The sequence below is a fragment of the Streptomyces sp. CB03238 genome (assembly GCF_002099185.1).
In the GTDB taxonomy this organism is placed as follows: Bacteria; Actinomycetota; Actinomycetes; order Streptomycetales; family Streptomycetaceae; genus Streptomyces.
In genome coordinates, this window is sequence record NZ_NBCN01000008.1 from 237,208 (window position 1) to 251,417 (window position 14,210).

Sequence of the window (14,210 nt, forward strand, 5' to 3'; positions counted from 1 at the left end):
CCGCCCTGCGGGGAACGCACCTGAACGATCTTTCGTCCCCCATGGGTGGGTGTGACTCTGTCGTTTTCGCGAGCCTCATGGCACCATCTCGATCGGCAGCCCGAAGTTACTGACGGTAAATCAGATGGGGAGATGGGGAGTCCGTGAACCGACGCCGTTGCGCCACCGCCGCGATCACCGTGGTCTGCGCTCTGACCGTGCTGGCGTCACCGGTCCAGGCGGCGTACGCCGCGCCCACCCCGCCCCCGCCCCCCGTGACCAGCGCCTCCGGCAAGAGCCTGGAAGAGGTACGCCGCGAGATCGACACCCTCTACCGCCAGGCCGCCTCCGCCACCGACGCGTACAACCTCGCCGAGGAGCGGGCGAAGAAGCAGTCGGCCGAGATCGTGAAGCTGGCGCAGGCCATCGTGGACGGCCAGGCCCGTATCGAGGACCTGAAGATGCGGGCCGGCGCGGCCGCCCGCGCCCAGTACCGCAACGGCGGCATTCCCGACGAGGCGCGGCTGGTCCTCACGGACGACCCGCAGCTCTTCCTCAGTGGCGTCGGCCGGCTCCAGCAGGGCCAGAAGGCCACCAAGGACCTCCTCGCCGAACTGAAGCAGCGGCAGGCGGACTTGGAGGCGTACACCAAGGACGCCAGCGCGCACTGGACCAGGCTGGAGGCGAACCGGGTCCAGCAGGCCAGGACGAAGAAGCAGATCGAGACCAAGATCGCGGCGGCGAAGCGGCTGGAGTCGCAGCTGGAGTCCGAGGAGCGCGAGCGGCTGCTGCAGCTGGAGCGGGACGAGCAGGCCGAGGCACAGACGGCGTGGCTCGGCTCCGGCGTGCTGAAGGAGATCGGCGGCAACGCGAGCCCGCAGGGCAAGAAGGCGGTCGAGTTCGCGACGGCCCAGCTCGGCAAGCCGTACGTGTGGGGCGCGGAGGGCCCGGGGTCGTACGACTGCTCGGGGCTGACGTCGCAGGCGTGGGCGGCGGCCGGCACGGGCATCCCGCGCACGTCGCAGGAGCAGTGGCGGCTGCTGCCCCGGATCGACGTCAAGGACATGCGGCCGGGCGACCTGATCATCTACCACGCGGACGCCAGCCATGTCGGCCTGTACATCGGCGACGGGGCGATCATCCACGCGCCCCGGCCGGGACGGAACGTGACGGTGGCGGGCGCGGGCTCGATGGCGATCCTCGGAGTCGTACGCCCGGACAAGTGAGCCGCCCGTCCCGCTGTCGGATACGTCCCGGGATGTGACCGGGCCAACACGCGGCGCGTGACGTTCGTCATGACCCGGTGCCCAACTACCTCCCGCTGCGCGGCATATGCCATCGGCTCTTCGCTGATCACCATTCCGTTCGGCCACCGCGGACCGCTATGGTCCCCGTCGGGTGGTGTGTCGTCCGACGCGCCACCGTGCCCTCGGGGGGAGGGAAGGAAACCACACCGATGCCCGTACCCGTACCGCGACAGAGGGTGAACGCGGTCGCAGAGACCGCCGCCGTCGGCAGCACGGACCTCACCCTCCTGGTGATCGAGGACGACCCGGCGGGCACCTTCACCGTTCCGGAGCTGGTCGACGCGTCCGGCGGCCGGGTCCGTATCCGTACCGCCCGCAACCTCACCGAGGCGGAGCGGCTGCTCACCGACGACGTGCACTGCGTGCTCGTCGACCTCGCGCTGCCCGCCGGCCGGGCGGGCGACGACGACCGGCTGGCGCCGCTGCACCACGTACTGCGCCTCGCGCCGCGCCACGCCGTCCTGGCGCTGACCGCGCGGGGCGACACGGAGCTGGCGGCCGCGGCGGTACGCGCCGGGGCGCAGGACCACCTGTGCCGCGAGGAGCTGGACGGGCCGCTGCTGAGCCGCGCCATCCGGTACGCCGTGGAACGCAAGCGGGCCGACTCGGTCCAGGTCAAGCTGGCCGAGTCGCGGCTGCGGGCACAGGAGAACGCCCGCCTGGAGCGGGGCCTGCTGCCCACACCGCTGCTCCAGGGCTCCGACCTGCGCTTCGCCGCCCGCTACCGGCCGGGGCGCTCGCGGGCGCTGCTGGGCGGCGACTTCTACGACACTGTCCGCACGCCGGACGGGACCGTGCACGCCATGATCGGGGATGTGTGCGGGCACGGTCCGGACGAGGCGGCGCTCGGCGTGGAGCTGCGCATCGCGTGGCGGGCGCTGACGCTGGCGGGCCTGTGCGGCGACGAGCTCCTCTCGACGCTTCAGCAGGTGCTGGAGCACGAGCGGGAAAACGAGGAGATCTTCGCGACCCTGTGCACGGTGGACATCGCGCCGGACGGGCGCCGGGCCGGGCTGTGCCTGGCGGGCCACCCCTCGCCGCTGATAGCCCGGCACGGCCGGGCGGCGCAGCTCCTTCCGTACGAGGACGGCGGCCCCGCCCTGGGGCTGCTGCCGCGCGCCCGCTGGCCGCGCCGGCAGGTGGAGCTGGGCGGCTCGTGGAGCCTGATGATGTACACCGACGGGCTGATCGAGGGCCGCTCGGCGGGCCCGGGTTCGCCGCGGCTGGGCCAGGACGGCATGGTCGAGATGGTCAACCGCCTGCTGGCGCAGGGCCTGGGCGGCGAGGACCTGCTGGAGGCCGCGGTGGCCCAGGTGCGGGAGCTGAACGGCGGGGAGCTGACGGACGACGTGGCCGTGCTGCTGCTCGCCCGCGAACGCACCTCCCGCGACCGCGACCGGACGGCACCCGACCGGACCCCGTCCCGCCGCTGACGCCCGGCGCGGCGGATCGCGCCCTGCGCGCCGACCGCGTCCGACCCCGCGTCCGGAGCCGTTGGCGTCCGGCGCCGCGGATCGCCGTGCGCGCCGACCGGGCCGACCGCACCCGGCCCGGCCTCCGGCACCGCTGGCGTGCGGCGCCACTGGTGTCCACCGCCGGTGACGCCCACCGCCGCTAGCACCCAGCGCCGCCGACCGCGCCGACCGCGTCCGGCCCGGCTCCGCCCCGCCCGCGACCCGCCCCGGCCGTCGGCGTCCGGTCGAGGCCGGCCGCGTCGGCTAGCGTCCGCCGTTGTAGGGCCCGTACGGCCCGTCGCTGCTGGAGCCGCCGCCGCGGCGGCCGCCACGGCCACCGCCGGACACCTGCTGGAGGGCAGGCCGTACGTCGACCATGAAGACGATCGACGCGACGAGCCCGGCGATCTGCAGGAACAGCATCGGTACGAGCAGGTTCACCGCGACCGTGACGCCCAGGATGATCAGCCAGAACATCTTGGTCTGCTTGTCGGCGGCGCGGTAGGCGTCCTCGCGTGCCGTCGCCGCGATGAACAGGGCGACCACGGCGATCAGGAGCATGGCGAGGTTGAGCAGAAAGAGAAACGTGCTGAATCCTGCGAGCAACATGCTGAGCACCGCCTAGTCAGTGAGTGAAGCGCCTCGCGGCCAAGGTACCGGTACAACGCCCCGGCCACCCCGAACGTGCCCGCGCCCCGCCAGGGGGCCGACGCCCCTCCGCCCCGCCGGGAGCACGGCGCCGAGCGGCCGCGCGCGGGAGGAGAAGGGACCCGGCCCCTGGAACGGCCGGCGTTACTTGTCCGACGCCGTCGTCTTCTTCGCCGCCGGCTTGCGCGGCGCCGGGGCCTTCTTCTCCGGGGCGGCCCTCTTCGCGGCGGGCGCCTTGCTCTCCGCCTGCGCCGCCTTCGCCTCGCCGGTCTTCGACTCGCCCGCCTTCGGCTCCGGGTCCGGCTCGACGGCGATGGCGATCTCGTTGATCTCCTCGGCGGCCTCGCCGCGCCACTGCTTCACGGCATGCTCGCCGTGCTCGGCGACCTTCTCGTACGCCTCGCGTGCCTTGACCGCGTACTCGGCCGCCACGCCGACGCTCCGCAGCGCCAGGTGCTGGGCGTTCTCGCCCAGCTTCTTCAGGTCCGTGTCCAGGGAGCCGAGCACCTCGGTGACCTTGGCCTGCACGGTGGCCTGGGCCTCCTTGGCCTGGGCGCTCACCTTCTCCTGCACGGCCTTGGGGTCGGTGTTGCGCACCGCGTCGATGCGCGCGGGCGCCTCGGCGGCGATCTGCTCGATCAGGCCGGGAACCTTTTTGGCCTGCTGTACGGCGAGGTCGGCCGTACCGGCGGCGAAGTAGAGGGGCGTACGGAGTTCTTCGATGATGGCCACGACTGTGGTCCTCCCGGATCGCAGAGTCAGAGTTCGGGTGAGGTGCCGTCCTCGGTGGTGTATTCGGCACCTTTCGTCTCCGTATCGAGTCCGTTCTCCTTGCGGAACGAGTCGTAGATCTGGAGCAGCACCTGCTTCTGCCGCTCGTTGATCGACGGGTCCGCGAGGATGACGGCACGCGTCTCCAGCTCCTCGCGCTCCCGCTCGTCCAGGATCCCGGCCCGCACGTACAGCGTCTCGGCGGAGATCCGCAGCGCCTTGGCGACCTGCTGGAGCACCTCCGCGCTCGGCTTGCGCAGTCCGCGCTCGATCTGGCTCAGATACGGATTGGACACCCCGGCGGCTTCGGCGAGCTGACGCAGTGACAGCTGCGCGTTGCGCCGCTGCTCGCGCAGGTACTCCCCGAGATTGCCGACGTTGAGTGATGCCATGCCTCGATGGTGCACGCCATTGCTAACTTTTGCAAGCAGCCGCTTGCAAAAGTGTTCCACGCGGCGCGCCGGAACCCCCCTGAGCATCCCGAGCCAAAGTCTCCTTTCAGATAATCCGTTACGGATCCAATGGATACGCTGGCGACATGACCGCCATGTCACCCACCCGCACCAAACCCGACCTCTCCTTCCTCCTCGACCACACCAGCCACGTCCTGCGCACCCGGATGTCGGCCGCCCTCGCCGAGATCGGGCTCACGGCGCGCATGCACTGCGTGCTCGTCCACGCCCTGGAGGAGGAGCGCACCCAGATCCAGCTCGCCGAGATCGGCGACATGGACAAGACCACGATGGTGGTCACGGTCGACGCCCTGGAGAAGGCCGGGCTCGCCGAGCGCCGGCCCTCCAGCAGTGACCGGCGCGCGCGGATCATCGCGGTCACCGAGGAGGGCGCACGGGTCGCGCGACGGAGCCAGGAGATCGTCGACCGCGTACACGCGGAGGCGCTCGCCGCACTCCCCAAGGGTGACCGCGAGGTGTTCCTGCGGGCACTGAACCACTTGGTCGAGGGGCATTTGGCGACTCCGGTCGAGGGGCCGCGGCCGGCCCGGCGAGCCCGGCAGCGGGAGAAGTAGGACCCTGAAGAAAGGTCAGATCGTCTACAACAAAACTATCCGCTACGGTCTCTCCTGTCGGATCCTATGACAGGAGAGACCGCCATGTCCCTCGCTCCACGCACCCTCGCCCTCGGCGTCATCGCCACCGGAATGCTGATGACCGTCCTCGACGGCAGCACCGTGACCGTCGCCATGCCGTCCATCCAGAACGATCTGGGCTTCTCCCCCGCCGCCCTCAGCTGGGTCGTCAACGCGTACCGGATCGCGGGGCTCCTCGTCGCCGCCCTCGCCGTCGCGGCGACCGTGCTCCGCCAGGGAAGCGCCACACCGGCCGCCACCACCGGCGAGGCGCTCAAGCCCGCCGCAACGGTGTAGGCAGCGGCAGGCTGTGCAGCACGTCGAGGCGGGAGACCGCGCGGGTGAGGACCACGTACAGCCGGTTCAGCCCGCGTGGTTCGGCCGACACGATGGCGGCGGGCTCGGCGACGACGACGTGGTCGTACTCCAGGCCCTTGGCGAGCGTGGCGGGCAGCACCGTCACGCGCGGCCCGGCCAGGCCCGCCTCCTCCAGCGCGGCCCGCAGCGCGCCGGCCGCCCCGTCCGTGGCGATCACGCCGATGGAGCCCTCCCGAGTCAGCGCCGTGCGCACCGCGTCCACCACCGCCTCCCGCACGTCCCGCACCTCGCGGACCGTCACCTCGCCGTCCCGGCGCAGTGACCGGCCGGGGGGTACGTCCACGTCGAGGGCGTCCAGCAGCCGGTTGGCGAGCGCCACCACGCCCGCCGGGACGCGGAACCCGGTCGTCAGGGCGACCACGGGTACCGACTTCCGGCCCAGGTGAGCGAGTTGCTCCGCCCAGTCGCGGGCGGCCCACGGGGTGGTGCCCTGCGCGAGGTCGCCGAGGACCGTCAGGGAGCCGAAGTCCGCGCGGCGGGCGATCGCCCGGCACTGCATCGGGGAGAGGTCCTGGGCCTCGTCGATCACGATGTGCCCGTAGCCGGCGGGCCGTTCGACGAGCCCCGCGAGCTCGTCCAGCAGGAGCAGGTCGGCCGCACTCCACGTGGCGGACCGGTACGAGCGCGGCGGCTTCGGCCACCGGATCGCCTCCCGCTCCCGGTCGGTGAGCACGTCACCGAAGGGGTCCGGGTCGGCCAGCACCTCCGCGAGGACCTCCTCCGGCGTGACCTTCGGCCAGCACGCGCCCACGAACGCCGACACCGCCCGCGCCCGCGCGATCTTGTGCGTCCACGCCCCGCTCCTCGGCCCCGCCCGCCGCTCCGCCAGGAGCTGGACCGCCCGCACCGCCCGGCTGCGCACCCGCTCGCGCCCCACCGCGTAGGGCGGCGCCTCCGCCCGTACGTCCGCGACGATCCGCGCCAGCTCCTCCAGCGGCACCCGCCACCGGTAGGAGCCGTCCGGCACGGCCAGCGGCTCGGCGGGCGCGCCGACCCGTGCGTACAGAGCACGGTGCAGGACGTCGGCCATGCGGGCGTCGTGCTTGACCACCTCCGCCTCGGGCGAGTCGTACGCCCGCACCTGGTGGCCCCGGTCGGTCTCGTCCTCGACCGTCGACTGCCGGACGTCCGACTCCCCGAGCGCGGGCAGGACTTCGGAGACGTACGACAGGAACGTGCGGTTCGGGCCGAGGATCAGCAGGCCTCCGCGCCGGATGCGCTGCGGGTGGGTGTAGAGCAGGTACGCGGCCCGGTGCAGGCCGACGGCGGTCTTGCCGGTGCCGGGGGCGCCCTGGACGCAGAGGGATGCGGTGAGTCCGGCCCGTACGAGGTCGTCCTGCTCGGGCTGGATGGTGGCGGCGATGTCCCGCATGGGCCCCACGCGGGGGCGCTCGATCTCGCCGGTGACGATCGCGCTCGGCGCACCGGTCTCCCCGGCGGTCAGGTGCTCGTCCTCCAGCCCGGTCAGGTCCGCCGGGTCGCCGTCGCTGAACGGCGCCCAGCCGAACCGGCGCCGCACGAGGACGCCCTGCGGGTCGCGGGAGCTCGCCTGGTAGAAGGCGCGCGCGACGGGGGCGCGCCAGTCGACGACGAGCGGCGGGGCCGCCGGGTGTTCGGCGATGCGGCGGCGGCCGATGTGGTGGTGCCGGCCGTCCTCGTGGTCGAGGCGGCCGAAGAACAGCGGGCCGCGCGGCTCCTCGCGCAGCTCCTTGGCGCGGCTGCGCAGGTGGTGGCCGAGGGTTTCGGCGTCGGCGCCGGACGCCGAGACGTCCTCTCCGGTGACGACGTGGTGGGCGGCGCCCTCGACCATGCGGTTCAGGGCGGCGCGGCAGGTGTCGTGGAAGGTCCGTTCCTTGCTCAGTTCATGGTCGAGTGACGTCATACCACCCAGAATAATGCAACTGAGTAATGTTTCTTATCGAGTTTAAATATGAACGCTGGATGACACGCAGCGTAAGTCCATGTGTACGGATGCGTAACAACAGGGCCCGCGTTGACACTCTCCGTGTTCGGAAGCTAACTTCTCGGCGTCGTCGCCACACCTGGAGCACGAGGCTCCTCGGGACTAGCGACGCGAAGGACTTCTTCCAGTTGACGACTGAGACCGTCTTCGAGATTCAGCCCTTCACTACTCCGGACACCGCTGCGGGCCTGTTCACGGTCCAGCCCTACACCGCACACTGCCAGGTGATATGCGCCGAAGGCGCCCACGCCGTGATCGGCGTCTCCCCCGGCAACAGCTACTTCTCGGCCCAGCGGGTCATCGACCTGGCCCGCTGGGGCACCGCCCACTTCGAGCAGGTGGACTTCGTCTATACCGACCTCCACGTGGCCGAGATGTACGAGGCCTCCGGCTATACCGCCGACGACGCCCGCCGCAAAGCCGTGAAGAACCTGCGCGGCGTCCGGGCCAAGGTCACCAACGCCGTCGCGACCGTCGACCCCGACGGGCGGCGCCTGCGCGCCCATCCCATGTCGGCGTTCCTGGACAACCCGGCGTACCGGGAGATCCACCGGCACCTGCTGAGCAGGCTCGCGACCGACCCGGACTTCCGCGCGACCTGCGACGCGCTCATCGACGCCTTCCTCTCCTCCAAGGTCCTGGACGGGAAGACGCCCACGGCCCGGCAGCGCGAGGTGTGCGTGGAGTACGTCTGCGCCGAAGCGCCGCTGTTCCTGGACACCCCGGCGATCCTGGGCGTGCCCTCGTCCCTCAACTGCTACCACCAGCTCCTGCCGATGGCCGAGCTGCTCTACTCGCGCGGCTCCGGGCTGCGCGCGTCCCGCAACCAGGGCCACGCGATCGTGACCCCCGCCCGACCCGCGCAGCACCCCGCCGAAGGAGACTCCTCCGATGTCCGTTGAGACGATGTCCGTTGAGACACTGCCCGACGAGCTTCTCGACTTCCCGTTCTCCTGGCGCGGCGACCAGATCCCCGCCGAGGTGGAGCTGTTGCGCAAGAAGCACCCGGTCAAGCGGGTGCGCACCATCGCCGGCGACGAGGCGTGGCTGGTGTCCTCCCACGCCCTGTGCAAGCAGGTGCTGGAAGACCCGCGTTTCAGCCTCAAGGACACCTCGGCGCCCGGCGTGCCCCGGCAGTACGCGCTGACGATCCCGCCCGAAGTCGTCAACAACATGGGCAACATCACCGGGGCCGGGCTGCGCAAGGCCGTGCTCAAGGCGCTCAACCCCAAGGCGCCCGGCCTGGTGGAGTGGATGCGGTCGGCCGCCGCCGACCTGGTCGACCGCATCATCGCCGACGGAGCGCCGGGGGACCTGCGCGGCCAGTTCGCCGACCCGTACTCCGCCGCCATGCACTGCCACATCCTCGGCATCCCGCAGGCGGACGCGCCCCGGCTGATGCGCAGCCTGGACATCGCGTTCATGAACTCGGCCTGCCCGATCGCCGGTGCCAAGCTCAACTGGGACCGCGACATCGCGTACATGGTGGAGCGCCTGGACGACCCGGCCACCACCGGCCTGATGGCCGAGCTGGCGGCGCTGCGCGAGGACCCGGAGTACGACCACCTCACGGACGAGATGCTGGCGACGGTCGGTGTGACCATGTTCGGCGCCGGGGTCATCTCCACTGCCGGCTTCCTGACCATGGCCCTGGTCTCCCTCATCCAGCACCCGGAGCTGCGGGCCGAACTCCTCGCCGACCGCGGCAAGATCCCGGCGGCCGTGGACGAGCTGCTGCGGATCAACCTCTCCATCGGTGACGGCCTGCCGCGCCTGGCCGTGGAGGACGTCATGCTCGGGGACGTGGAGGTGAAGAAGGGCGAGCTGGTCCTGGTCCTGGTCGAGGGCGCCAACTTCGACCCGGAGGCGTTCACCGAACCGCAGACCGTGGACCTCACCCGCGAGAACAACACGGATCACCTCTCCTTCGGCGGCGGGCGGCACTACTGCCCCGCGACCGCGCTCGGCAAGAAGCACGCGGAGATCGCCCTGGAGACCCTGCTCGACCGGATGCCGGACTTCCAACTCGCCGTGCCGATCGCACAGTTGGTGTGGCGGACCGGGTTCATGAAGCGGATCCCGGAGCGGCTGCCCGTGATGTGGTAGCCGGTCAGGGACAAGGACCGCCGCTTTCCTGAGGAGGGAGCGGCGGTCTTGTCGTTCAGAGGGAAAGCCCCTCCGCCAGCTGCCGGAAGGCCAGGTCGGCGGCGGCCAGCGCGTCCGCCGCCACGGCGTCGGCGGTTGCGCCCGCGTCGATCCGGCGCCAGTTCTCCTCGGCCAGGATCCGCTGTACGGCGATGATCTGACCGGCCGCGAGACGGTCCCGGAGACCGCTGTCCCCCAGCGCGGCCGCCAGCGCCCGCTCGGACGCGCCCTGGTACGCGTACAGCCGCGCGACCAGGCTGGGTGTGCCGTACAGCAGCCGGTGGAAGGCGAGCACCTCCGGGTCGTCGCTCAGCCCGGTCACCGGGTCGCGGCGCGCGAGCCCGTCGGTGAAGTGGCGGTGCAGCGCCTGAAGCGGGCCGACGCCCCCGGGCCGCTCGGCGACGACACGCGCCGCCTCCTCGCGGTGGTCGGCGAACCGGTGCAGGACCAGGTCCTCCTTGGCGGGGAAGTACCGGAAGAGCGTCGGCTTGGAGACCTCGGCGGCCGCGGCGACCTCGGCGACCGAGACCCGGTCGAAGCCCTTCTCCAGGAAGAGGGCGATCGCCGTGTCGGAGATCGTCTGGTACGTCCGCCGCTTCTTGCGCTCCCGCAGCCCCATGTCACCGCTCATGCCGCCGAGCCTACGCACCCGTCGGCCGCACCCGTTGACCTCAACCGGACTTGACGTTCCAGACTCGTCTGCGCGGGCGCCGGACAGGCCGGGCCAACGCCCGTGAACGGGAGGGGTGTGAGTGCGATGCGCGTGGCGCAGGCGAGGGCGTTCGGCGGTCCGGAGGTCCTGGTCCCGGCCGATGTTCCGGAACCGGTGGCGGGGCCCGGTCAGGTGCTCGTCGACGTGGCCGCGGTGGACACCATCTTCCTGGAGACGCAGCTGCGGTCCGGCTGGGGCACCCGGTGGTTCCCGCTCGAACCGCCGTACGTGCCGGGCAGCGGCATCGCCGGTACGGTCCGGGCCGTCGGCGCGGGCGTCGACGGGGCGGCGTGGCTCGGCCGCCGGGTGATGGCCTCGATCGGCTTCACGGGCGGGTACGCCGAGCGTGCCGTCGCCGGCGTCGAGGCGCTGGTGCGCATACCGGACGGGCTGGTGTTCACGGACGCGGCGGCCCTCGTCCACGACGGCGTCACCGCGACCGCGCTGCTGGACGCGACGGAGCCGAAGCCCGGCGAGACGGTGCTGGTCGTCGGCGCGTCCGGCGGGATGGGCACGCTGCTGGTCCAGCTGGCGAAGGCGGCGGGCGCCCGAGTCGTCGGCACCGCGCGCGGTGAGCGCAAGGCCGCGCTCGTACGGGAGCTGGGCGCCGACGCGGTGGTCGACACGCGCGCCCCCGACTGGGCGCAGCACGCCCGCGACGCCCTCGGCCCGGCGGGCGCGGACGTCGTGCTGGACGGCGTGGGCGGTCAGGTGGGCCTGGCGGCGTTCGGGCTCGTCGCGGACGGCGGACGGTTCTCCGCGCACGGGGCGCCGACCGGCGGTTTCGCCGAGGTCGACCCGGGCGAGGCGGAGCGGCGCGGCGTACGGCTGCTCGGCATCGGCGACGTACAGCTGTCGGCGGAGGCCCACACCCGGCTGGCGCTCCGGGCCCTCGCGGAGGCGGCGGCCGGGCGGCTGCGGCCGGTGATCGGCGGGACGTTCCCGCTGGACCGGGCGGCCGAGGCGCACGCGGCGATCGAGGACCGGAGTCTGCTGGGCAAGGTGGTGCTCACGGTGTGACCCGGTCGACCAGGACCTGGATGCCGTCCAGCAGACGCTCGAGCCCGAAGCGGAACTCGTAGTCCGGGTCGTCCGGCTCGTCCATCACCCCGGACGCCAGCATCCGCGCGACGGCCGGGTAGCGGCCGGGGTCCGCCAGCCGCTTCAGCGTACGGCCGTAGCGGGCCATGACCTCCTGGGGCGTGTCGCCGGTCGCGCGGATCGCCGCGTCGAGGTCGGCCATAAGCCCGGCCTCGTTGCGCACATAGCCGCTGACCAGCAGGATCACCGAGATCTTCGTCCCCTCGTCGAGCCCGGTGCCTTCGAGGGCGACCATGCCCCACTCCCACCAGGCCACCGAGTTCGGCGTCACCGGCGGTCCCGAGACGGGGACCCGCACGGTCCACAGGTTCCGCTGGAGGGCGGCGCGCTGCTCCCGGGCCCAGGTCGCGAGGGCCTCGCGCCACCCAGTGCCGGGGGCGGGCGGCGGGGGCGGGGCGCCGATGGCGCGGTCCAGCATCAGCACGTACAGCTCGTCCTTGGCGCCGACGTACCGGTACAGCGACATCGTCGAGACGCCCAGTTCCTTGGCGATGCGCCCCATGGAGACGGCCGGCAGACCCTCGGCCGAGGCGAGGCCCACCGCCGCGTCGACGATGCGCTCCAGGCTGAGCCCCGGTTTCGGGCCCTTGCCGGGGCGTTCGCGCAGGCCCCAGGCGGCCTCGATGCTCGCCGGCAGACCCGTACCGCCACTGTCCCTCATCCACCGGCCCCCTTCTTCCGCTTGACGCCCATCCTAGTAATGCGTAACCCTTACGCAGTAGTGCGTATGTCATACGCAGAAGGGGGAGCGTCATGCGTGCATCGCCGGCCATCGAGGCCACCGGCCTCCGCAAGGCCTACAACGACGTACTCGTACTGGACGGCATCGACCTGCGCGTCGAGCGCGGCACCGTCCACGCCCTGCTCGGCCCCAACGGCGCGGGCAAGACCACCACCGTCCGCATCCTCGCCACGCTCACCCGGGCGGACGCCGGACAGGCCCGCGTCGCCGGGTACGACGTGGTCGCCGACCGCCCGCGGGTGCGCCGCGCGATCAGCCTGACCGGGCAGTTCGCGGCGGTCGACGACATGCAGACCGGCGAGGAGAACCTGCGCATGATGGCCCGGCTGTCGGGCCTCTCCCGCGCCGCGGCCGCGCGCCGCACCGACGAACTCCTCGAACGCTTCCGCCTCACCGACGCGCGCAACCGTCTGGCCGCCACCTACTCCGGCTGCATGCGGCGCCGCCTCGACCTCGCGGCCGGACTGGTCGGCGACCCCGACGTGGTCTTCCTCGACGAGCCGACGACCCCCGACACCCTCACCCTCGGCATCCCGACGGACGGCACCGCCGCCCACGTACGCGCCCTGCTCGACGAACTCGACCCGGGCCGCACCGACATCGCCCGTTTCAGCCTGCACAGCGCCACGCTCGACGACGTCTTCCTGGCCCTCACCGCACCCACCCGGCAGGAGCCCACCCGTGTCTGACACCCTCACCCTGACCGGCCGCGGCATCCGCCTCAGCCGCCGCAACGTGGACGCCGTCATCACTTCCCTGGCCCTGCCGGTCATGCTGATGCTGATCTTCGTCTACTTCTTCGGCGGCGCGATCAACACCGGTACCGACTACGTGACGTACGTCGTCCCCGGCGTCCTGCTGCTCTGCGCCGGCTTCGGTTCCTCCGCCACCGCCGTACGCGTCAGCGAGGACATGAAGGAGGGCATCATCGACCGCTTCCGCTCCCTCGACGTCGGCGCCACGCCGTTCCTCGCCTCCCACGTCGCCGCGAGCACCGCCCGCAACGTCCTGTCGACGGCCCTCGTCCTCGGCGTCGCCTTCCTGATCGGCTTCCGCCCCTCCGCCTCCGCCCTCGGCTGGTTCGCCGCGCTCGGCATCCTGCTCGCCTTCGTCCTGGCCATCTCCTGGCTCTCGGCGGCGGTCGGCCTGCTGGCCCGCACCCCGGAGGCGGCGGGCGGCTTCACCTTCTTCATGATGTTCCTCCCCTACCCCAGCAGCGCCTTCGTCCCCATCGACACCATGCCGACCTGGCTCCACGGCTTCGCCGACCACCAGCCGGTCACCCCGGTGATCGAGTCCCTCCGCAGCCTGCTCCTCGACCAGCCGACCGGCACCGCCCCCGCCCTCGCCCTCGCCTGGTGCGCCGGGCTCCTCGCGGTGGCGGTGGGCCTGTCAGGTGCACTGTTCCGTGTACGTACGCGCTGAGCGGTGCGCGGCGGTACGTACGGCGGTGAGCACCGGTTCCAGTGACGTCACCACGCGCTGCGCCCCGGCCCGGCGCAGCAGGTCGACGCGGGCGTCGTCGCGGCCGTACCCCAGGAACGGCACACCCGACTCACGGGCGGCGGTCAGGTCGGCGGGCGTGGCGCCGATCATCAGGGACACCCCGGGCGCCGCGCCGAGCGAGGTGAGGGCCTGGTCGACACGGCCGTGGACGTGCGGGCCGAAACAGCCGGACAGGCCCCGGCCGGCGAGGTAGCGCTCCACCGCCGCCGGAGAGGTGCCGGCGACGACGGCGAGGCCCGTGCCGACCGCGTGCAGGGTGCGGATCAGCGGGTCGGCGTACGGCGTGGGCCATGCGGTCGCCGCATCGCGCAGCCGGCAGAGGGGGCCGTCGAAGCCGAACAGGACGTATTCGGTGCCGCCGATGACGTCGGTCAGGTCGTCGTACACAGCTGCCGCCCGGGGGTCGGGATCAGGGGT

Annotated in this window: 15 protein-coding genes and 1 pseudogene; 9 read left to right on the forward strand and 7 right to left on the reverse strand. The window is 72.3% G+C overall.

All coding sequences use genetic code 11. The features are described 5' to 3' along the window. The first annotated feature begins 143 nt into the window (after positions 1 to 143). Positions 144 to 1,205, forward strand: coding sequence for a C40 family peptidase (locus tag BKD26_RS17090; protein ID WP_084898795.1), 1,062 nt, complete (start codon positions 144 to 146; stop codon positions 1,203 to 1,205). A 230-nt stretch (positions 1,206 to 1,435) separates the two neighbouring features. Next, entirely contained in the window at positions 1,436 to 2,719 is a 1,284-nt protein-coding gene (locus BKD26_RS17095; RefSeq protein ID WP_084898797.1) for a fused response regulator/phosphatase, read from the forward strand. 285 nt (positions 2,720 to 3,004) lie between these two features. On the opposite strand, the gene BKD26_RS17100 is transcribed toward BKD26_RS17095, so the two are convergent. The 3 genes from BKD26_RS17100 to BKD26_RS17110 form a co-directional block, all read right to left on the reverse strand. Continuing rightward, complete coding sequence (locus BKD26_RS17100; RefSeq protein ID WP_073757793.1) at positions 3,005 to 3,349, reverse strand: DUF2516 family protein; 345 nt, start codon at positions 3,347 to 3,349, stop codon at positions 3,005 to 3,007. A 183-nt stretch (positions 3,350 to 3,532) separates the two neighbouring features. After that, positions 3,533 to 4,120 (reverse strand): hypothetical protein, encoded by a 588-nt coding sequence (locus tag BKD26_RS17105; RefSeq protein WP_084898799.1) that lies wholly within the window; start codon positions 4,118 to 4,120, stop codon positions 3,533 to 3,535. A gap of 26 nt (positions 4,121 to 4,146) precedes the next feature. Further along, on the reverse strand, positions 4,147 to 4,551 hold the full coding sequence (locus BKD26_RS17110) for a helix-turn-helix transcriptional regulator (RefSeq protein ID WP_084898800.1): 405 nt from the start codon (positions 4,549 to 4,551) through the stop codon (positions 4,147 to 4,149). Positions 4,552 to 4,697: 146 nt separating this feature from the next. On the opposite strand from BKD26_RS17110, the gene BKD26_RS17115 reads away from it, so the two are divergent. Beyond that, on the forward strand, positions 4,698 to 5,186 hold the full coding sequence (locus BKD26_RS17115; protein ID WP_084898802.1) for a MarR family winged helix-turn-helix transcriptional regulator: 489 nt from the start codon (positions 4,698 to 4,700) through the stop codon (positions 5,184 to 5,186). Between the two features lie 66 nt (positions 5,187 to 5,252). Next, positions 5,253 to 5,453, forward strand: a pseudogene (locus tag BKD26_RS17120) (MFS transporter); the annotation flags it as partial. Between the two features lie 67 nt (positions 5,454 to 5,520). Here the strand turns inward: BKD26_RS17120 and BKD26_RS17125 are convergent. Further along, complete coding sequence (locus BKD26_RS17125; protein ID WP_084898804.1) at positions 5,521 to 7,506, reverse strand: AAA family ATPase; 1,986 nt, start codon at positions 7,504 to 7,506, stop codon at positions 5,521 to 5,523. A gap of 209 nt (positions 7,507 to 7,715) precedes the next feature. Here BKD26_RS17125 and BKD26_RS17130 point away from each other — a divergent pair, with 209 nt between their 5' ends. Together BKD26_RS17130 and BKD26_RS17135 are read left to right on the forward strand one after the other, a co-directional pair. Further along, the gene (locus BKD26_RS17130; protein WP_241518696.1) at positions 7,716 to 8,489 is read left to right on the forward strand and encodes a tRNA-dependent cyclodipeptide synthase; all 774 of its coding nucleotides are present in this window, start codon (positions 7,716 to 7,718) and stop codon (positions 8,487 to 8,489) included. Further along, the gene (locus BKD26_RS17135; RefSeq protein WP_241518697.1) at positions 8,479 to 9,693 is read left to right on the forward strand and encodes a cytochrome P450; all 1,215 of its coding nucleotides are present in this window, start codon (positions 8,479 to 8,481) and stop codon (positions 9,691 to 9,693) included. Before BKD26_RS17130 ends, BKD26_RS17135 begins: the two co-directional genes overlap by 11 nt. A gap of 55 nt (positions 9,694 to 9,748) precedes the next feature. On the opposite strand, the gene BKD26_RS17140 is transcribed toward BKD26_RS17135, so the two are convergent. Further along, on the reverse strand, positions 9,749 to 10,363 hold the full coding sequence (locus BKD26_RS17140; RefSeq protein ID WP_241518698.1) for a TetR family transcriptional regulator: 615 nt from the start codon (positions 10,361 to 10,363) through the stop codon (positions 9,749 to 9,751). Between the two features lie 126 nt (positions 10,364 to 10,489). Here BKD26_RS17140 and BKD26_RS17145 point away from each other — a divergent pair, with 126 nt between their 5' ends. After that, positions 10,490 to 11,464, forward strand: a complete 975-nt coding sequence (locus BKD26_RS17145) for a zinc-binding dehydrogenase (protein WP_084898810.1) — start codon at positions 10,490 to 10,492, stop codon at positions 11,462 to 11,464. Here BKD26_RS17145 and BKD26_RS17150 read toward each other — a convergent pair. After that, positions 11,454 to 12,206 (reverse strand): TetR/AcrR family transcriptional regulator, encoded by a 753-nt coding sequence (locus BKD26_RS17150; RefSeq protein ID WP_084898812.1) that lies wholly within the window; start codon positions 12,204 to 12,206, stop codon positions 11,454 to 11,456. The two genes, BKD26_RS17145 and BKD26_RS17150, sit on opposite strands and share 11 nt — an antisense overlap. A 92-nt stretch (positions 12,207 to 12,298) precedes the next feature. Between BKD26_RS17150 and BKD26_RS17155 the strand changes: the two genes are divergently transcribed. Beyond that, positions 12,299 to 12,976: an ATP-binding cassette domain-containing protein gene (locus BKD26_RS17155; protein ID WP_084898813.1), complete on the forward strand. Its 678-nt coding sequence runs from the start codon at positions 12,299 to 12,301 to the stop codon at positions 12,974 to 12,976. Further along, positions 12,969 to 13,712: an ABC transporter permease gene (locus BKD26_RS17160; RefSeq protein WP_084898815.1), complete on the forward strand. Its 744-nt coding sequence runs from the start codon at positions 12,969 to 12,971 to the stop codon at positions 13,710 to 13,712. Before BKD26_RS17155 ends, BKD26_RS17160 begins: the two co-directional genes overlap by 8 nt. On the opposite strand, the gene BKD26_RS17165 is transcribed toward BKD26_RS17160, so the two are convergent. After that, positions 13,680 to 14,180, reverse strand: a complete 501-nt coding sequence (locus BKD26_RS17165; protein ID WP_084898817.1) for a hypothetical protein — start codon at positions 14,178 to 14,180, stop codon at positions 13,680 to 13,682. The two genes, BKD26_RS17160 and BKD26_RS17165, sit on opposite strands and share 33 nt — an antisense overlap. Positions 14,181 to 14,210 lie beyond the last annotated feature (30 nt).